15 protein-coding genes and 1 pseudogene are annotated in these 16038 nt (G+C 76.6%); 7 read left to right on the top strand and 9 right to left on the bottom strand.

What is annotated here, in order from left to right; genetic code table 11:
- The first annotated feature begins 17 nt into the window (after positions 1–17).
- Positions 18–740 (top strand): hypothetical protein, encoded by a 723-nt coding sequence (locus KPF47_RS02965; protein WP_224386622.1) that lies wholly within the window; start codon positions 18–20, stop codon positions 738–740.
- Between the two features lie 76 nt (positions 741–816).
- Here the strand turns inward: KPF47_RS02965 and KPF47_RS02960 are convergent, their stop codons facing one another.
- The gene (locus tag KPF47_RS02960) at positions 817–1245 is read right to left on the bottom strand and encodes a hypothetical protein (RefSeq protein ID WP_224386621.1); all 429 of its coding nucleotides are present in this window, start codon (positions 1243–1245) and stop codon (positions 817–819) included.
- Between the two features lie 118 nt (positions 1246–1363).
- On the opposite strand from KPF47_RS02960, the gene KPF47_RS02955 reads away from it, so the two are divergent.
- Positions 1364–3067, top strand: a complete 1704-nt coding sequence (locus tag KPF47_RS02955; RefSeq protein ID WP_224386620.1) for a choline dehydrogenase — start codon at positions 1364–1366, stop codon at positions 3065–3067.
- Between the two features lie 89 nt (positions 3068–3156).
- On the opposite strand, the gene KPF47_RS02950 is transcribed toward KPF47_RS02955, so the two are convergent.
- Positions 3157–3342, bottom strand: a complete 186-nt coding sequence (locus KPF47_RS02950) for a hypothetical protein (protein ID WP_224386619.1) — start codon at positions 3340–3342, stop codon at positions 3157–3159.
- 362 nt (positions 3343–3704) lie between these two features.
- Here KPF47_RS02950 and KPF47_RS02945 point away from each other — a divergent pair, with 362 nt between their 5' ends.
- Positions 3705–4568 carry a DMT family transporter gene (locus KPF47_RS02945; RefSeq protein ID WP_224386824.1) on the top strand — a complete coding sequence of 288 codons (864 nt, stop codon included), beginning with the start codon at positions 3705–3707 and terminating at the stop codon, positions 4566–4568.
- 308 nt (positions 4569–4876) lie between these two features.
- Here KPF47_RS02945 and KPF47_RS02940 read toward each other — a convergent pair whose 3' ends face one another.
- Both KPF47_RS02940 and KPF47_RS02935 read right to left on the bottom strand, forming a co-directional pair.
- On the bottom strand, positions 4877–6604 hold the full coding sequence (locus tag KPF47_RS02940; protein ID WP_224386618.1) for a DEAD/DEAH box helicase: 1728 nt from the start codon (positions 6602–6604) through the stop codon (positions 4877–4879).
- Positions 6605–6769: 165 nt separating this feature from the next.
- Complete coding sequence (locus KPF47_RS02935; RefSeq protein ID WP_224386617.1) at positions 6770–7405, bottom strand: class I SAM-dependent methyltransferase; 636 nt, start codon at positions 7403–7405, stop codon at positions 6770–6772.
- A gap of 171 nt (positions 7406–7576) precedes the next feature.
- Here KPF47_RS02935 and KPF47_RS40725 point away from each other — a divergent pair.
- The 3 genes and pseudogenes from KPF47_RS40725 to KPF47_RS39845 all read left to right on the top strand — a co-directional run.
- Positions 7577–8407: pseudogene (locus tag KPF47_RS40725) on the top strand (hypothetical protein); the annotation flags it as partial.
- Positions 8408–8654: 247 nt separating this feature from the next.
- Complete coding sequence (locus KPF47_RS39850; RefSeq protein WP_224386616.1) at positions 8655–10367, top strand: alpha/beta fold hydrolase; 1713 nt, start codon at positions 8655–8657, stop codon at positions 10365–10367.
- 59 nt (positions 10368–10426) lie between these two features.
- Positions 10427–10975, top strand: coding sequence for a GNAT family N-acetyltransferase (locus KPF47_RS39845; protein WP_224386615.1), 549 nt, complete (start codon positions 10427–10429; stop codon positions 10973–10975).
- Positions 10976–10982: 7 nt separating this feature from the next.
- Here KPF47_RS39845 and KPF47_RS02915 read toward each other — a convergent pair whose 3' ends face one another.
- Genes KPF47_RS02915 through KPF47_RS02905 form a run of 3 tightly spaced genes read right to left on the bottom strand, consistent with a single transcriptional unit; the run spans position 10983 to position 12590 of the window.
- A complete protein-coding gene (locus tag KPF47_RS02915) occupies positions 10983–11237 on the bottom strand; it encodes a DUF3039 domain-containing protein (RefSeq protein ID WP_062404655.1) in 255 nt (84 codons plus the stop codon).
- A 26-nt stretch (positions 11238–11263) separates the two neighbouring features.
- Positions 11264–11698, bottom strand: a complete 435-nt coding sequence (locus KPF47_RS39840; protein ID WP_308015299.1) for a DUF3099 domain-containing protein — start codon at positions 11696–11698, stop codon at positions 11264–11266.
- Positions 11691–12590: an alpha/beta fold hydrolase gene (locus KPF47_RS02905; protein WP_224386614.1), complete on the bottom strand. Its 900-nt coding sequence runs from the start codon at positions 12588–12590 to the stop codon at positions 11691–11693. Before KPF47_RS02905 ends, KPF47_RS39840 begins: the two co-directional genes overlap by 8 nt.
- A gap of 40 nt (positions 12591–12630) precedes the next feature.
- Here KPF47_RS02905 and KPF47_RS02900 point away from each other — a divergent pair, with 40 nt between their 5' ends.
- Positions 12631–14367, top strand: coding sequence for a GNAT family N-acetyltransferase (locus KPF47_RS02900; protein ID WP_224386613.1), 1737 nt, complete (start codon positions 12631–12633; stop codon positions 14365–14367).
- 70 nt (positions 14368–14437) lie between these two features.
- On the opposite strand, the gene KPF47_RS02895 is transcribed toward KPF47_RS02900, so the two are convergent.
- Positions 14438–15628 (bottom strand): AMP nucleosidase, encoded by a 1191-nt coding sequence (locus KPF47_RS02895; protein WP_224386612.1) that lies wholly within the window; start codon positions 15626–15628, stop codon positions 14438–14440.
- Positions 15625–16032 carry a helix-turn-helix transcriptional regulator gene (locus KPF47_RS02890; protein ID WP_224386611.1) on the bottom strand — a complete coding sequence of 136 codons (408 nt, stop codon included), beginning with the start codon at positions 16030–16032 and terminating at the stop codon, positions 15625–15627. Before KPF47_RS02890 ends, KPF47_RS02895 begins: the two co-directional genes overlap by 4 nt.
- Positions 16033–16038: the final 6 nt, after the last annotated feature.

The raw sequence follows: 16038 nt of genomic DNA, 5'->3' as shown, positions 1-16038 counted from the left end.
GATGCGGAAGGGACGAGATGGCGGCCTCGCTCTGGACCTCCGGCCCGACCGGGCGCCCGTCGCCCGACCCGGCGCCCGCACTCGTGCGGGTCGCGCTGCAGGCCGGTGGGACCTCCGTCGCGCACGCCGACGTCGCCGCGCTGCTGTCCGGGATCTGCGTGGCGCTGGTGCCCGCGGCCCGGGTCGGGGGTGCGGCCCTGCTGCTGCGCGAGCCCGCCGATCCCCGTGACCCGGACGCCCGCCGGGTGTTCGCCTCCGACACCGCGGCCCTGCGCCTGGGCGAGCTGCAGCGCCGGGCCGACGCCGGCCCCGGCCCCGCCGCCGAGCGCGGCGACCGCGCCCTCACCACGCCGGACCTGACGCGGTCGGGTCCGCCAGGGCTGGCCGCCGCCGCGGCCGACTGCGGCCTCGTCCGCGCGCTGTCGGTGCCGGTCCCGATCGCCGGGCGCACCGCGGGGGCCCTGCAGCTGTTCGCCCGGGGCGGCCCCGACGACCCGCTCGGCGACCGGCTGGTGGTCGCGTTGGCGCCGGTGGTCACCGCGCTCGCCGCCCGGCTCACCGACGTCCACGAGCTGGCCCGGCTGCAGCGACGTGCCACCCGCCCCGCCGCACCGGAGCAGCCGGACACGCTCGACCGCACCGCGCTGATCCCGGCCGCCCGCCGCTCCCCCGTCGTGCCGGTGACCCCCCGGGTGCCCGCCCAGCGCCAGGCCCGGCACCGCCGCCACGACCAGGGCTGACCCTCCGCGCAGGGCTGACGCTCCGCGACCGGTCCCGGCCGCACCTCGGGGCGCAGCCGCCCGCCCGGCGGCCGGGTCAGCGCCCCCGGTGTCCGTCGCGGCCCGCGGCTCGTTCGAGGAGCTGCTGGTGCTCCTGCAGGTAGGCCGACACGCGCTGGCGGCTGACCCCGAACAGCCTGCCGATCCCGGCGATCGTCTCGCCCTCGCCGTGCAGCGCCACCGCCTCCTCGCGGCGGAACCGGCCGCCCACCGCACCCAGGCCGTCGAGGGTGCGGGTGAGGGTCGCGACGATCAGCGGCCGCTCCTCGCGCGGGACGATCGCCCGCCAGCTCAGCCCCTGCGCCCGCAGGTCCTGCAGCTCGGCCACCCGTGCACGGGCCGAGGACAGCTCGGCGATCGAGGTCTCCAACTGGGCGGCGAGCGTGGCCAGCGCGGCGTCGGCGTCGCCGGTGGCCCCGTCCCGGGACTCCTTCCCGTCGTCCGCGGCGCGCTCGGTCGTCCTCACGCGATCGAGCGTACGGGGGTGGCGTGGGGGGCCGGTGGGCCCGGCGTACCGTGACCCACGCAAGGGGGGTTGCTCCCTCGAACAGGGCAATCCCGACAGCAGGTGTGGAGGGCACGTTATGGGCCGGTACGACGTCGTCATCGTCGGAGGAGGATCCGCGGGGGCGGTGCTGGCCGCACGGCTCACCGAGGATCCCACACGTCGGGTGCTGATGCTCGAGGCCGGTCGTCCCGACCACCGCTGGGACCCGATCATCCGGATGCCCGCGGCGCTGTCCAAGGCGTGGGGCAACCCGCGCTACGACTGGTGCTACGTGACCGAGCCGGAGGCCGGCCTGGCCGGGCGCCGGATCGCCGTCCCGCGCGGGAAGGTGCTGGGCGGCAGCAGCAGCATCAACGGGATGGTCTACCAGCGGGCCCACCCCGGTGACTACGACCGCTGGTCCCGGCAGCCCGGTTGCGAGCAGTGGAGCTCGGCGCACCTGCTGCCGTACTTCCGCCGGCTCGAGCGCCGGATGTCCGAGCACGGCACCCCGCTGCCCGGGGGCGGTCACGGCCCGCAGATCCTCGAGCGCGCCGCGGCGACGGGCCCCCTCAACGCGGCCTTCCTGGCCGCGGCCGGGCAGGCCGGGCACGCGCTGCTCGACTCGACCAACGGCCCGGTCCAGGAGGGTTTCTCGCGCACCGAGCGCACCATCTCGCGCGGGCGCCGCTTTTCGGCGACCGACGCCTGGCTGCACCCGGTCGCGGCGTCCCGGCCGAACCTGACCGTCCGCACCGGCGCGCTGGTCCGCGCGCTGCGCACCGACGCCCGCGGTACCCGGGTCATCGGCGTCCGCTACCGCGCCTCGGACGGCACCATCCGCGACGTCGACGCCGGCGAGACGCTGCTGGCCGCCGGCTCCATCGCGACCCCTCAGCTGCTCCAGGTCTCCGGCTTCGGCGACCCCGAGCACCTCGCGGGCCTCGGCGTCGAGACCCGGGTGGCGCTGCCCGGCGTCGGCGCGAACCTCCAGGACCACCTCGCGGTGCACCTGCAGCACGCCTGCACCCAGCCGATCTCGCTGGCCCCGCAGCGGGCACCGCACCGGCTGCCCGCCGCGGCGGCCCGCTGGCTCGTCTCGGGCACCGGGGTCGGCGCGAGCAACCACTTCGAGATCGGCGGGTTCGCCTCCACCTCGATGGCGGGCGGCATCCCGGACGTGATGATGCTGTTCGCGCCGGTCGCGATGCGTTTCGCGCCGGACGTCCCGCCGGTCGGGCACGGGTACGAGATGCACGTCTCGGTGATGGCCGGCGACGTCCGCGGGACGGTGCAGGCGGTCTCGCGGGACACCGCGGTGCCGCCGCGCCTGGTGCAGAACTACCTGGTCACCGAGGGCGACCGGCGCCGCTGGGTGGAGGCCGTCGGCCTGGCCAGGGACATCCTCACCCAGCCCGCGTTCGCCGACCTCGACGCCGGGGAGACCTTCCCGGGAGCCGACGTCCGCACCGACGACCAGATCCTCGACTGGGTGTCCCGGCGAGCCCAGAACGGTCTGCACCCGACCTCCACCGCGCGGATGGGTACCGACGCCGACGCCGTCGTGGACCCCTCGACGCTGCGCGTGCACGGCACCGAGGGCCTGCGGGTCGTCGACGCGTCGGTGTTCCCCGACGTCCCCAACGCCAACACGTACGGCCCGGTGGTGATGGTCGCCGAGCGGGCCGCCGACATCGTCACCGGTGCCACGCCGCTGCCCGCCGACCCGGCTCCGTCCCGGTCCCCCGGCGCGCAGGGCGGTCCGGGAACCGGTCCGGAGCCGCTCGCGCCGGTGTCCTGACCCCTGACACGCCGAACGGGGCGGGGATCCGATCGGATCCCCGCCCCGTTCGCGGGTCTGTGGTGGGGGCGCGGGTGGCGCCCCGGGTGTCACTCCCCGGTCTGCACCTGCACCCCGGACTCACGCAGCTTGTCGGCGTGGGCACGACCGTGGTGGTTGCAGAACAGGAGTTCCCCACCGGAGGGCAGGATCGCGCGCACCTTGGCAGCCGCACCGCAGCGGTCGCAACGGTCGGCAAGGGTCAATTCGGGCCGGGTCAGCGTTTCGGGCTGCATAGCGGTCTCCCTCCGTCGCGGCGGCGGGCTTCGGGCGCTCGCCGCCGTATCACTGTGACGACCGCACGAGCGGTTCGCCCACACCTGTACAGACGCTCGAGGCCCCTGTACGTGTTCCCGGGATGCGTCGCGACGACCGTCACGTTTGGCGTGCACCGAGCGGGCCGGTGACGCCGCGATGTACCCGCGGTGACCGATTGCGTATGAAGTTGACTGCGTGTGAATCATGCGGGGAACACGGCCGTCGTGCAAGCACACCGCGGTAAATACGGTGTGTCGCGGTCTACCGTGGCCGGGTGAGTGACCGCCCGTCCCCCGACCGTGTCCCCGCTCCCCTGCTGTTCCTCGCCGGTGGGACCTCGATGTACGTGGGCGCCGCGCTCGCCGTGGGGCTGTTCGACCGGCTGGCCCCCTCGGCGGTCGCCGAGCTGCGGCTGATCGGTGCCGCGCTCGTGCTGCTCGCCTGGCGCCGACCCGGCCGGGACGCCTGGCGCGGTGTCCGCCTGCTGCGGGCGGGGGCGTTCGGGCTGGCCACGGCCCTGATGAACGTGGCCTACTACGAGGCGATCGCCCGGCTGCCGCTGGGCACCACGGTCGCGATCGAGTTCACCGGTCCCGTCCTGGTCGCGGCGCTGGCGGCGCGCCGGTTCCGGGACGTCGGCGCGGTCGGCCTCGCTGCCGCGGGCGTGCTCCTGATCGCCGACGTCCGCTGGTCCGGCAGCCCGGCCGGGGTGCTCTGGGCGCTGGGCGCGGCGGCGATGTGGGCCGCCTACATCCTGCTCGGCAAGCGGGTCGCGCGCGCCGGTTCCGGCATCGACGACCTCGCGACCGGGTTCACGGTGGCGGCGGTCCTGCTGGTCCCGCTGCTGTTCGTCGGTGGTGCGGGCGCCGCGACCGGCTTCGGTGCCGCGAACCTGGCGCCGCTCGCCGATCCGTCGGTGCTGGGCCTGTCCGTCGGGCTGGGTGTGCTGAGCTCGGTGGTCCCCTACGTGCTGGACCAGGTGGTGCTGCGCCGGGTCGGCCAGGCCCGGTTCGCGGTGCTGCTGGCGCTGCTGCCGGCCACCGCGACGCTGGTGGGCCTGGTCGTGCTCGGGCAGCTCCCGGGGGCCCTGGAGGCCGCCGGGATCGCGCTGGTGGTCCTCGCCGTGGCCCTGAGGTCCCGCGACGGCGACGAGCCCGTCCCCGGCCCCACCACCTCCGCCCGGGATCGGGCCGCCCCGTCCTGACCGCTGCTGCGGCGCGACGCCCGCACGGTGATCCGGAGTGCGCGCGCTGATCCGCGGTCCGCGCGTGTCCGGACGCGCGCGCCGAGCGGATCAGCGCGCGCACCCCGGCACCGCGTGCCCGGCGGCGCGTCGTCAGGGCCGTGGTGCGGCGGTCCGGCCGTGGTGCGGCGGTCCGGCCGTGGTGCGGCGGTCCGGCCATGGTGCGGCGGTCCGGCCATGGTGCGGCGACGAGCCGCCCGCCACGGCGCCCGCGCCGCCGCGCCGTCCTCCGGGTGCGCCGGCGCCGTGGCGGCCCGCCGGAGCGGCGCTCAGCGCCAGGAACGCAGGGTCGCGATGCGTTCCTCGAGCTGCTCGATGGTCGCCATGGCCACCGGCGGCCCACCGCAGTGCGCCCGCAGCTCGTTGTGGATCTTTCCGTGCGGCTTGCGGGTCTTGTGGTTGTGCAGCGCGACGAGCGTGTTCAGCTCCTTGCGCAGTGTCTGCAGCCGTTCGCGGACGCTCTGCCCGCGCTCGGCGGGCGGCGGCGGGGTGGGCTCGGTCGCCGGGGTCGCGCGGGCCTGGGCGCCGGTGCGCGGCGAGCCCTTGGCGATCCAGTCCGCCTGCCGCTGGGACAGCAGGGTGCGCACCTGGTCGGGCTCCAGCAGGCCGGGCAGCCCGAGGTAGTCCTCCTCGTCGGCGGAGTAGGTCGCGCCCTCGTAGATGAGCTGGTCCAGCTCGGCGTCGGCGCCGAGGGAGGTGAACGCCTGCTCCTGCTCGCCGGGCTCGTCCTTGACCTTGTTGGCCTCGTTGAGCTCGGCGTCGTTCCAGACCTCCTCGGGACGCTGCGGCTTGCCGAGGACGTGGTCGCGCTGGGCCTCCAGCTCGCTGGCCAGGCCGAGCAGGACCGGCACGCTGGGGACGAACACCGACGCGGTCTCACCCTGGCGCCGCGACCGCACGAAGCGGCCGATCGCCTGGGCGAAGTAGAGGGGGGTGGAGGCGCTGGTGGCGTAGACCCCGACGGCCAGGCGCGGCACGTCGACGCCCTCGGACACCATGCGGACCGCGACCATCCACCGCTCGGTGGAGCGGGAGAACTCCGCGATCCGGTCCGAGCCGCCCGCCTCGTCGGACAGGACGACCGCGGGCCGCACGCCGGTGATCCCGGTCAGCAGCGCGGCGTAGGCGCGTGCCGCGGTCTGGTCGGTGGCGATGACCAGGCCGCCCGCGTCGGGCATGCCGCCGTCGCGGTGGCTCTGCAGGCGCCGGTCGGCCGCGGCGAGCACCGCGGGCATCCAGTCCCCGGACGGGTCCAGCGCGGTGCGCCAGGCCATCGCGGTCTGCTCGCGGGTCAGCGGCTCCCCCAGCCGGGCCGAGATCTCCTCGCCCGCGCTGGTGCGCCAGTTGGACGTCCCGGAGTAGGCCAGGAAGACGACCGGCCGGACCACGTTGTCGGCCAGGGCCTCCGCGTAGCCGTACTGGTGGTCGGCGCGGCTGCGCGGGGCGCCCTCGGCGTCGGGGACGTACTCGACGAACGGGATCGGGTTGTCGTCGGAGCGGAACGGCGTACCGGTCAGGACGAGACGCCGGGTGGCGGGCTCGAAGGCCTCGAAGACGCCCTCGCCCCAGCTCTTGGCGTCCCCGGCGTGGTGGATCTCGTCGAGGATCACCAGCATCCGGCGGTTCTCGGTCCGGTTGCGGTGCAGCATCGGGTGTGCGGCGACGCCGGCGTAGGTGATCGCGATGCCCTGGTAGTCCCGCGAGGTGCCGCCCGCGGAGTTGCGGAACTCGGGGTCGAGCGCGACCCCGGCGGCCGCGGCCGACTCGGCCCACTGGTACTTCAGGTGCTCGGTCGGGGTGACGACGGTGATCGCGTCGACGACCCGGTCACGCAGCAGCTCCGAGGCGACGCGCAGGGCGAAGGTCGTCTTGCCCGCGCCCGGGGTCGCGACGGCGAGGAAGTCCCGCGGCGAGGTCGCGAGGTAGCGGGCGAGTGCGCTGCGCTGCCACGCGCGCAGCGGGCGGGTCTCGGGCGACACGAGCTGGGTCTGCGACACACGTCTCCCCTGGTCCGTGGGTCGTTCCCGGGCGGGAACCGGCGATCCCCGCAGTCCGCGCGTCGACGCCGACCCGGCTGCGGGGCGCGGATCAGGGTAGCCGGGCGCCGCACCGTCGTCGGCCGGTGGGCGGGCCCCGTCCTCCCCCGGCGGCGACGGGCCAGGTCAGCCCCGGGGCGGCCGCGGGCGGCGGGCGGTCAGCACGAATGCGGGCGGGACGTTGGCGAGCACGGTGCGGCCGTGCACGACCTCCTCGAAGGCCGCGGCCAGCCGGGTCCGCAGCCGGCGGGCGGGCGGGAGGGCCCGGGTCGCCGCGTAGCCGAACTGGGTCAGCGCGCCGTCGAGGTGCAGGCAGCCCGCGACGACGTCGGTCAGCCACGGCTCCGCCCTCGGGTAGGCCGCCCACGGCAGCCCGGACACGACGACGTCGGCCCCACCGAGCCCGCGGTCGGCGAGCAGCGCGGGCAGCTCCGCGGCGTCGGCGACGGCGACGTCGAGCCGCGGGTGACGGGCCCGCAGCAGCGCGGCCAGACGCGGGTTCAGCTCGACGGCGAGGTGGTGGCCCCGCCCGCCGAGCCGTTCGGCGATCACATCGGTGAACGCCCCGGTCCCGGGCCCCAGCTCGACGACGACCGGGTCCCCGGTCCCGGGCACCGGCGCGGTCGCGGCGAGGGCCAGCGTCCGGGAGCTGGGCAGCGCCGAGGCCGTGCGCAGCGGGTCGCGCAGGAACTCCCGCAGGAACGACCCCGCCCCGGCCGGGGACGTCCGGGGCGACGGGGTGGACGGTGCGACGGTGCTCATCGGGCTCCGGGTTCTCGTGGCCGTGGAACGGGTGGACGGTCCGGGCGTGGCTCCGGCCGGGCGGCGTGGTGCCGGTGGGACCGGCGCCGTCCGCGACCGGGCCACCGTGCCGGTCCGGCCTGACCGCCGTGCGACGGCGGGGTGAACGCGCCACGACCGGTGGCGGTGGGGATGATGGAGCCGATGAGCGAGCACGACCGCACCCCGGCCGACGCAGGCCCCCTCGCGCTGCCCGCGGCGGGCCTGCGGCTGGCGGCCGCGGTGTCCGCCCGGCCCCTGCTGCTCCTGCGCCACGGCGGTGGCTGGATGGCCGAGCTGGGGCGGGTGGGGCTGGGCCGCTCCGCCCTCGCGACGGGGGTCGCGGCGGGCCCGGTCGCGCCGGTGGCGCGGCGTGCGGCCCAGGTGCTGCTGGCGACGACCGGCGCGGTCCGCGGGCTGCTCGACGACGCCGTCGCGAGCCCGGACGCGCCGCTGCCCGCCGCGGACGCCGAGCGGCTGCGGGCCACCCTCTCCGGGCTGACCGCACTGCTGCTGCCGGGGATCGCCCTGCCGGAGGTCACCGCGTCCGAGGGGATCGGTGCCGCGCACGGCACCCATCCCCTCCCGCGCGGCGGTCATGGTCGGGCGGTCCCGGTCGCCGGACACGGCCGGGGCGCGGCCACGGGCCCGTCGCGACCCCCCGGGCCCGGGACCGGCCCGGTGTCCCCCGCCGGTCCCGCATCCCCGGCCGATCCCGCGTCCCGCACGGACCCGGCCGGGGCGGACCCCGCGTCCCCGCCGGCCGCGGCCGACGTCGCCGACCGGGTCTTCACCCCGCCCGGCGCCGACACGCCCCCGGTGCCGTTCGACACCGGGGCCCGGGACGCCGGCGGAGGCCCCGTCCCCGGCCGCGACGTCGCCGCCACCCCGGGGGCGGTCGTGCTGCGCACCCCGATGTTCGAGCTGCTGCAGTACCTGCCGCGTACCGAGCGGGTGCACGACACCCCGGTGCTGGTCGTGCCGCCGCTGGTGCACCGTTACTGGCTCGCGGACCTCGCGCCGGGGTACTCACTGGTCGAGCACCTGCTCGGGAAGGGCCTGCAAGTGTTCGCGCTGTCCTGGCGCCCGGCAGGCCCCGCCGACGCCGACCGGGATCTCGACGCGCACGCCGCCGCCGTCCTCGACGCCGTCGACGCCTGCGGGCGCATCACCCGCGCCCCCCGGGTGTCGCTGCTCGGGGTGCGCACCGGGGGGGCTGCTGACCGCCGCGGTGCAGGCCCACCAGGCCGCGATCGGGCTGGACGACCGGGTCGCCGCCGTCGCCTACCTCGCGACCGTCCTGGACCAGTCCGACGCGCTGCCCGGCTTCGCCCCCGACCCGGCGACCCTGTCCGAGACCGCGGAGCGGGCCGCCCGCGACGGGGTCCTGGACGGCGCGACGGCGGTCCGGGCGTGGCGGCGCGGCCCGGACCGTGTGCTGCCCTGGTCGGTGCCGCGCGGGGGCGGGGCCGCCGAGCTGCACGGGCCGGCCGCGCGGGCGATGCGCGCCTGGGTGGCCGACCTGCTGCCACTGCCCGCCGGGCTGCACACCGACCTCGCCGCGCTGGCCGCGGCGTCGGGCGCCGACGCCCCGGACCGGCCCGATGTCCGGGTGCTCGGCACGCCCGTCCGCTTCGCCGAGCTGCGCCGCGACAGCTACCTCGTCGCGGCCGACGACGACCCGGTCCAGCCCTGGACCGGTGGGTTCCGGACCGCGCAGCGCCTCGGCGGCGGCTGCCGGCTCGTGCTGGCCCCCGGTGACCAGGCCGGCGCGCTGATCGCACCGCCGTCGGTGGCGACCGGCTTCCGGGCCGCCCCGTGCTCCACCGGCGACGGGGTCGCGCAGCGCTGGCGGGCCGGCGCCGCGGCCGTGGAGGGCTCCTGGTGGGACGACCTGGCCGGGTGGCTGGTCGAGCGGTCCGGCGCGCTGCGCGACGCGCCCCCCCCGAGCTGGGCGGACGTCGCCTGCCCCCGCTCTTCCCCGCCCCCGGGACCTACCTGGGCGAGCCCGCCCCGGTGTGAGGGTCGGTCCGGGATCGTCACACCCGGGGCGCTCCGGCACCCCACCGCCCGGCCGCGACGCCTAGGCTCGGCGACGATGACCACCTCCAGCTCCCGTCCCGTCGGCGGCGCCGGCCTCGAGGAGCACGACGTGCTCGTCGGCGGTCGTGCCCTGCGCGTCGTGCGCCGCCCCGCCTCCGGCCCGGGCGCGCGCCGGACCCCGCTGCTGCTGTGCAACGGCATCGGGGCCGCCACCGACGTGCTCGACCCGCTGGTCGCGGCGCTGCCCGCGGACCTCGACGTCATCCGGTTCGACCCGCCGGGCATCGGCGGGTCGGCGGCGCCGCGGATGCCGTACCACCTGACCTGGATGGCGCACCGGCTCGGGCAGGTGCTGACGAAGCTGGGGGTGCGGGAGGCCGACGTCCTGGGGTTCTCCTGGGGCGGGATGCTGGCCCAGCAGCTGGCGATCAGCCGTCGCCGCCGGGTGCGCAAGCTCGTGCTCGCCGCCACCGGACCGGGGGCGCTGATGATCCCGGCCTCGCCACGGGTGATGGCGGTGATGACCTCGCCGAAGCGTCACCAGGACCCGACCTACGTCGACGCCGTCGCCGCCCGCATCTACGGCGGGACGCTGCGCGACCACCCGGAACGCGCGGCGGAGGCGCTCGGTGCCGGTGCCCGGCGTGGGCCGATGCGCGGCTACTACTACCAGCTGATGGCGCTGTCGGGCTGGACCAGCCTGCCGCTGCTGCCAGCGATCACCGCGGACACCCTGATCATCGCCGGGGACGACGACCCGATCGTCCCGCGTGGCAACGCGACGATGCTGCACCGCGGGATCCGGCGCTCCCGGATCAGCCGCTACCCCGGTGGCCACCTGGAGCTGCTGCTCGACCCGGAGCCGTTCGCCGCGCAGATCGACGCCTTCCTGCGGTCCTGACCGGGCGCCCGGGCCCCGGCCGAGCGGGACCGCCCGGGTGGCGCCACGATGGCCGGGTGGTGACCCCCGCACGGACGACCGGTGACCGCGGTACGCCCGCGCGCACGACGCGTGCCGCCCTCGTGCGCCCGTGGCGCGGACCGGCCGACTCCGCCGTGCTGTCCACGCTCGACGACGGCGCCCCCGACATCGGCGTCGCCACCGGGCCGGAGTGGCACGACGCCACCGCAGCCGACCCGGCGCGGTGGCACCTGCTCCTGGACCGCCCCGGGGAGCCCGGGCCGGCGGGCTACGTGGTGCTGGCGGCACCGCGCGGACCGGAACCCGGCGTCGAGCTGCACCGGCTCGTGGTCCACCCCGAACGGCGCGGCACCGGGGCCGGACGGGCCCTGCTCGGTGCGGCCCTCGCCGTCGCCGGGGTGCCCGGTGCGGCCGCGGACGTGCCGGGGTGGGCGGGCCCGGGCCGGTTGTGGCTCGAGGTCGCCGCGGACAACACCGCGGCGCTGACCCTCTACCGTGCGGCCGGGATGGTCACCGAGACCGTGCTGCGCGCGGTGCCCGGCGATCCCGGCTCCGCCCCGCTGCGGCTGCTGCTCGCCCGGGGCTGACCGGGACTCACTCCCCGTCGCCGCCGCCCGGCGGCAGCCCCTCGAAGATCTCCTTGCACTGCGGGCAGACCGGCGACCCCGGCTTGGGCGACTTGGTCACCGGGAAGGTCTCGCCGCACAACGCGACGACCATGTTCCCCAGGACGGCGCTCTCGGCGATCCGGTCCTTCTTGACGTAGTGGAACATGTCCGGCCGGTCGTCACCGGTCTTGTCGGTGGTCTCCGGCCGGGTGTCGACCTCGGGCAGCGTCGTCGTGGACATGGCGCCCATGATGCCCGAACCCGGGCTCAGGGCGGGGAGGCGGTGTCGTTCCCGGTACCGGCCCCGGAACCGCCCGCGGGGCTGCTCCCGGTGCTGTTCGGGGAGGGCGCGTCGTCCGGGCCGGCCCCGGGGTCCCGGGGGGCGTCGCCGCCCTGGTCGATCACCTGGTGCGGCCGGGCCTCGATGGCCCGGTGGTCCTGCCGGTGCCGGTTGGGGGTCTCCGCCTTGCGCGGCAGCCGGTCGTTCGCGATCAGCACCGCGATCCACGGCAGCGGCACGGAGATCGCGAGCAGGGTCACCGCGACCCACGGGATCTGGTAGAAGACGCCGGCGAGGATCATGCACGGTATCCGCATGCCCATCGTCCACTTGTAGCGCCGCTTGCGGATCTCCAGTTCCTCTTCGTAGGACATCTGCGCGTCCGTGATGAGAACGGGGTCCTCGCGTCGCTGGTCAGCCACTGTCGAACCACCTCCCTTTCCATGGTGACACCCCGGCGCGTTCCCCGCGCGGGCGCCTGCCCGTCGCCTCGCGCACACCCGCGGCACCGCCGGCGACGGTCGGGTCGACGGTCTCCCAGCGACGCAGCCGGGCGGCGAGCAGCCGTGACCACCAGACGACGTCGTCCGGGGTCGCGGCGATGGACAGCCCGGCCGCGGGCAGCCGCTCCCGCAGCGTCGCGGCGGTGGACTCCGGGTGCCCCGGGTCCCCGGTCCAGGCCAGGATCTGCACCGGGACCGTGATCCGTCCCAGCTCGTCGGGCGCGGGCAGGTCGGTCGTGGCCGCGCCGCGCAGGATCGCCGGCAGCAGGTCGGCGCGCACGTCGGGGTCGGTGTGCGGGCGGCCGCGGGCCGCCGGTGGCAGGTCGGCGTCGTCGGCGCCGGCGTCGAGGGCGGCGACCCCGTGCGCCGCCACCGCCTCGGCGGACCGCTCGTAGTCGCGGGACCGCGCCCGGCGGGTGTCCCAGGCCGTCGGCGGCAGCAGGAGGGTGAGACTGGCGAACCGGCCGGGGTCGGCCAGCGCGGCGTGCAGCAGCGTCCCGGCACCCATCGACGGCCCCACGCCGTGCACCCGTTCGCCCGGCAGGACGTGGTCGAGCAGCCCCAGCAGGTCCCGGGCCAGCGCCGGCCACCGGTAGGTCGCGGGGTCGGTGGTGCCGCCCGAGCGGCCGTGGCCGCGCGCGTCGTAGCGCAGCAGCCGGATGCCCTCGACCCGGGAGGCGACGTCGAGCCGCATCAGCGACTCGCGCCGGCGGCTGGACGTGAGGCCGTGCAGCGCCACCACCGCCGGGCCGCCGGGCTCGTCGCGGACGTCGAAGTCCAGTGTCGCCCCGGCGATCCCGAACGTACCCATGGTCTACGCCTCCTGATCTTCGCCCGCCTAGGTTATGGCCATGCGGCTGACGAGCGTGACGCACCTGCGCCTCCCCTACGGGACGCTGCTCGGCTACGACGTCACCGTCGGCCGGACCGGCGCACCGGTCCCGGTCTCGTTCGACCAGCGCCGCCACGTCGCCCGCGGCGACCGGCCCGGGTCCTGGATGGCGATCACCTGCCGGCTGCCCGCGGTCGACCTGGACGCGCTGGCCGACGCCTGGCTCGCGGTGCTGCGCCGGCACGGGACGTTGCGCACGGTGTTCTCCCCCGGCCCGGACGGGCCCCGGCTGCACGAGGTGGACCTGCGGCCCGGCCGCTGGGTCACCCACCCGATCGCCCCCGGCCAGTCCGTCGACGACGCCGTCCGCCGGATGCTCGACGGACGCTGCACGCCGTACGCGGCACCGTCGCACCGGCTCTGCGTGATCCTCACCGCGGACCGGCCCACGCTCGTCGTCGCCGCCGACCACGCCCACGTGGACATGTGGTCGCTGCTGGTGGTGCTGCGCGACCTGGTGCAGGGACTGGGCGGGACGCTGCCGGCAGGCACCGTGCGTCCCTTCGCCGAGCACACCGCCGCCCTCGCGGGCCGCGAGCCCGCGCCGGAGGAGGTCCGGCAGCGCTGGGCCGAGATCCTGGCCGCCGGCGGCGACGTCATGCCCCGCTTCCCGCTGCCGCTCGGCGAGCTCACCCCCGCTCCCCCGGAACGCGTCGAGGTGCGCGACGTGCTCGGCGTCGACGCCTGCGCGCTGTTCGAGCGCCGGGCCCGCGACTCCGGGGTGTCGACGCTGGCCCTGGTCACCTTGGTCATGACCCGCACCACCCGGGAGCTGGCGCACGCGCCGTTGCGGGCGGTGTTCCCCGTGCACAGCCGTTACGACGACCGCTGGCACGGTTCGGTCGGCTGGTTCATCACCAACGCCGTGATCGCCGCGCGCGACCCGGACCCGCGGGCCTGCGCCGACGCCGTCCGTGAGGCGGTCCGGCTGGGTTCCTGGCCGCTGGAGGACGTCCTGGCGCCGTGGGGCGGGATGCCCGAGGCCCCCGGCATGTTCGCGATCTCCTGGCTGGACCTGCGACGGCTGCCGGTGCGCATCGACCACGCCGGTCTGGAGGCGCAGTACGTCAGCTCGGCGGGCGACGCCGACGGCGTCATGGTCTGGTTCGTCCTCGACGAGGCGGGCCTGCACCTGCGCTGCCGCTACCCCGACACCGACGAGGCCCGGGAGAGCGTGGGGGCCTGGCTGGACCGGGTCGTCGACGGCGTCCGGGCCTCGGCCCGACCGGCAGGCACCGACGTCGTGCTGGCCGGTGACCGGCTGGTCGTCGACCGGGCCGGGCGCGCCGACGTCGCGGCCGTCGTCGCGCTGCTGTCGGACGGCGGGGCCGCCGCCGACGACCCGGACCTCGCGCCCTACGAGGAGGCGTTCGACGCCCTGGACCGCGACCCCGGCCGCTTCCTGGCGGTCGCCCGCGCCGGTGACGGCCGGGTGGTCGCGACCGTGCAGCTCACGGTCCTGGCCGGGCCCGGCCTGCGCGGCGCGCCCCGGCTGCAGGTCGAGGGTCTGCGGGTCGCCGTCGGGTGGCGACGGCGCGGGGTCGGGTCGGCGCTGCTGGAGTGGGCGCACGAGCACGGCCGCGCCCGCGGCGCCGTCGCGGCCCGGGCCGGGGAGGCCACCGGGGACGGCCCGCACCGGTTCCTGGCGCGGTTCGGCTACGAGCCCGACCGGACCGGGTACACACGGCGCCTCTGACCCCGGCGGCACCGGTCCCGGTGGCACCGACCCGACCGCCCCCGACCGACGGGCCGGGGGCCGGAGTGGTTCACGCCCCGTCGGGACCGTTGCCCAGCAGCGGCTCGTCGGCCGAGCGGACCTCGGAGCCGGGCAGGCCGTCGGGGTGCTCGGTGCGCACCCGGTCCAGCGCGTCCAGCGCGATCCCCAGGTGCTTGCGCTTGCTGGCCTCGTAGAACGCCCGTGCCCCGCCGGCCAGCTTCGGCTCGGCGTGCAGCGGCTTGTCCGACACGCACAGCAGGGTCGCGTTCGGGATCCGGTAGCGGAACCCGTTGGCCGCGATCGTCGCGGACTCCATGTCGACGGCGACGGCGCGGGCCAGCCGCATCCGGTGCAGCGTCGCGGCCTGGTTGAACTCCCAGTTGCGGTTGTCGGTGGTGTGCACGACCCCGGGCCGCCATGTGGCCTCGGCCGCACCGAGGGCGTCCATCAGGTACCCGTTGAGCCGGATGCTGGGGATGACCGGCACGTCGGCCGGGAGTACCTCGTCGAGCACGTGGTCGGCGCGCTGGTAGGCCGTGGCGAGCACGAAGTCGCCGAGCTCCTGGCGGTTCCGCAGACCCCCGCAGTGCCCGATCATGATCATGGTGTCGGGGCGGAGCACGGCCAGGTGGTCGGTGACGGTCTTGGCGTTGGCCGGGCCGACGCCGATGTTGACCAGGCTGACGCCGTCGCCGTCGGGGCGCGGGTGGTGGTAGGCGGGCATCTGCACGCCCGCACGGTCGGGGCGCTCGGCGTCGGGGAAGCGCTCCAGGAACGACTCGACGTGCATGGCGTAGTTGGTGAACAGCACGTGCCGCTGGAAGGACTCGGCCGGGGTGCCGGTGTAGTGCGAGAGCCGGTCGAGCGAGAGCGCCATCCGCTCCGGCCCGAACAGGAACAGCTTCTTCACGCGCAGGTCGAAGCGGTCCTCGTCGAGGGCGGCGAAGAACTCGGGGTCGGTGAACGCCCGGGCCGGGCGGGCCGCGCGGGCGGTGACGGTGGCGCCGGCGGCGAGCAGGCCGCGCAGCTCGCGGTGCAGGTAGCGGCGGATCGCGCACGGGCGGGCGAACTCGCCGGAGATCCGCGGGTTGTGCGTCGACCAGGGACGCACGACCTCCAGCTCGGGGTACCAGCCGTCGTCGTAGACCGACTGCAGCGCGTCGAGCAGCCTGCCGATCTCGTGGTCGACCTTCTCCGCGGGCACCGGCGGGCGGACCTGCTCGATCATCGCGGGGGTCACACCGCCTCCCCGTCCTGGGCGCCGTGGGCGTGCAGCGCACCGGGTGCGACCGCGACCGCCGAGACGATCTCCAGCACGCGGCGGGCGACGCCGTCGGTGAGCCGGTAGCGGACCAGGCGTCCCTCGCGGTGCGCGGTGACCATGCCGTGGGCCCGCAGCAGCCGCAGCGCGTGCGACACCGCCGAGTCGCTCATGCCCACCGCGACCGCCAGGTCGGAGACGCACAGGTCCCCGGCGTGCTGCAGCGCGAGCAGCAACGACAGTCGGTTGACCTCGCCCAGGACGTCCAGGACGGTGGCCACCTCGGCGACCTTTCCCGAGTCGGCGAGCACCGCGACGGCGTCGCAGACCTGGTCCGGGTCGATCACGCGTGCGCCGGCGAGCGCCTCCGGAACCTTGTGCACACCGAC

Source organism: Pseudonocardia sp. ICBG1293, from assembly GCF_020131355.1.
In the GTDB taxonomy this organism is placed as follows: domain Bacteria; phylum Actinomycetota; class Actinomycetes; order Mycobacteriales; family Pseudonocardiaceae; genus Pseudonocardia.
The sequence above is the reverse complement of the archived record's forward strand: the minus strand, read 5'-3'. Positions and strand labels throughout refer to the sequence as shown.

Excerpts from the sequence above, each read along its gene's own strand:
- KPF47_RS02965 (WP_224386622.1), top strand. The coding sequence starts at position 18 with ATGGCGGCCTCGCTCTGGACCTCCGGCCCGACCGGGCGCCCGTCGCCC.
- KPF47_RS02955 (WP_224386620.1), top strand. The coding sequence starts at position 1,364 with ATGGGCCGGTACGACGTCGTCATCGTCGGAGGAGGATCCGCGGGGGCG.
- KPF47_RS02950 (WP_224386619.1), bottom strand. The coding sequence starts at position 3,342 with ATGCAGCCCGAAACGCTGACCCGGCCCGAATTGACCCTTGCCGACCGT.
- KPF47_RS02945 (WP_224386824.1), top strand. The coding sequence starts at position 3,705 with ATGTACGTGGGCGCCGCGCTCGCCGTGGGGCTGTTCGACCGGCTGGCC.
- KPF47_RS02935 (WP_224386617.1), bottom strand. The coding sequence starts at position 7,405 with ATGAGCACCGTCGCACCGTCCACCCCGTCGCCCCGGACGTCCCCGGCC.
- KPF47_RS02915 (WP_062404655.1), bottom strand. The coding sequence starts at position 11,237 with ATGTCCACGACGACGCTGCCCGAGGTCGACACCCGGCCGGAGACCACC.
- KPF47_RS02905 (WP_224386614.1), bottom strand. The coding sequence starts at position 12,590 with ATGGGTACGTTCGGGATCGCCGGGGCGACACTGGACTTCGACGTCCGC.
- KPF47_RS02900 (WP_224386613.1), top strand. The coding sequence starts at position 12,631 with ATGCGGCTGACGAGCGTGACGCACCTGCGCCTCCCCTACGGGACGCTG.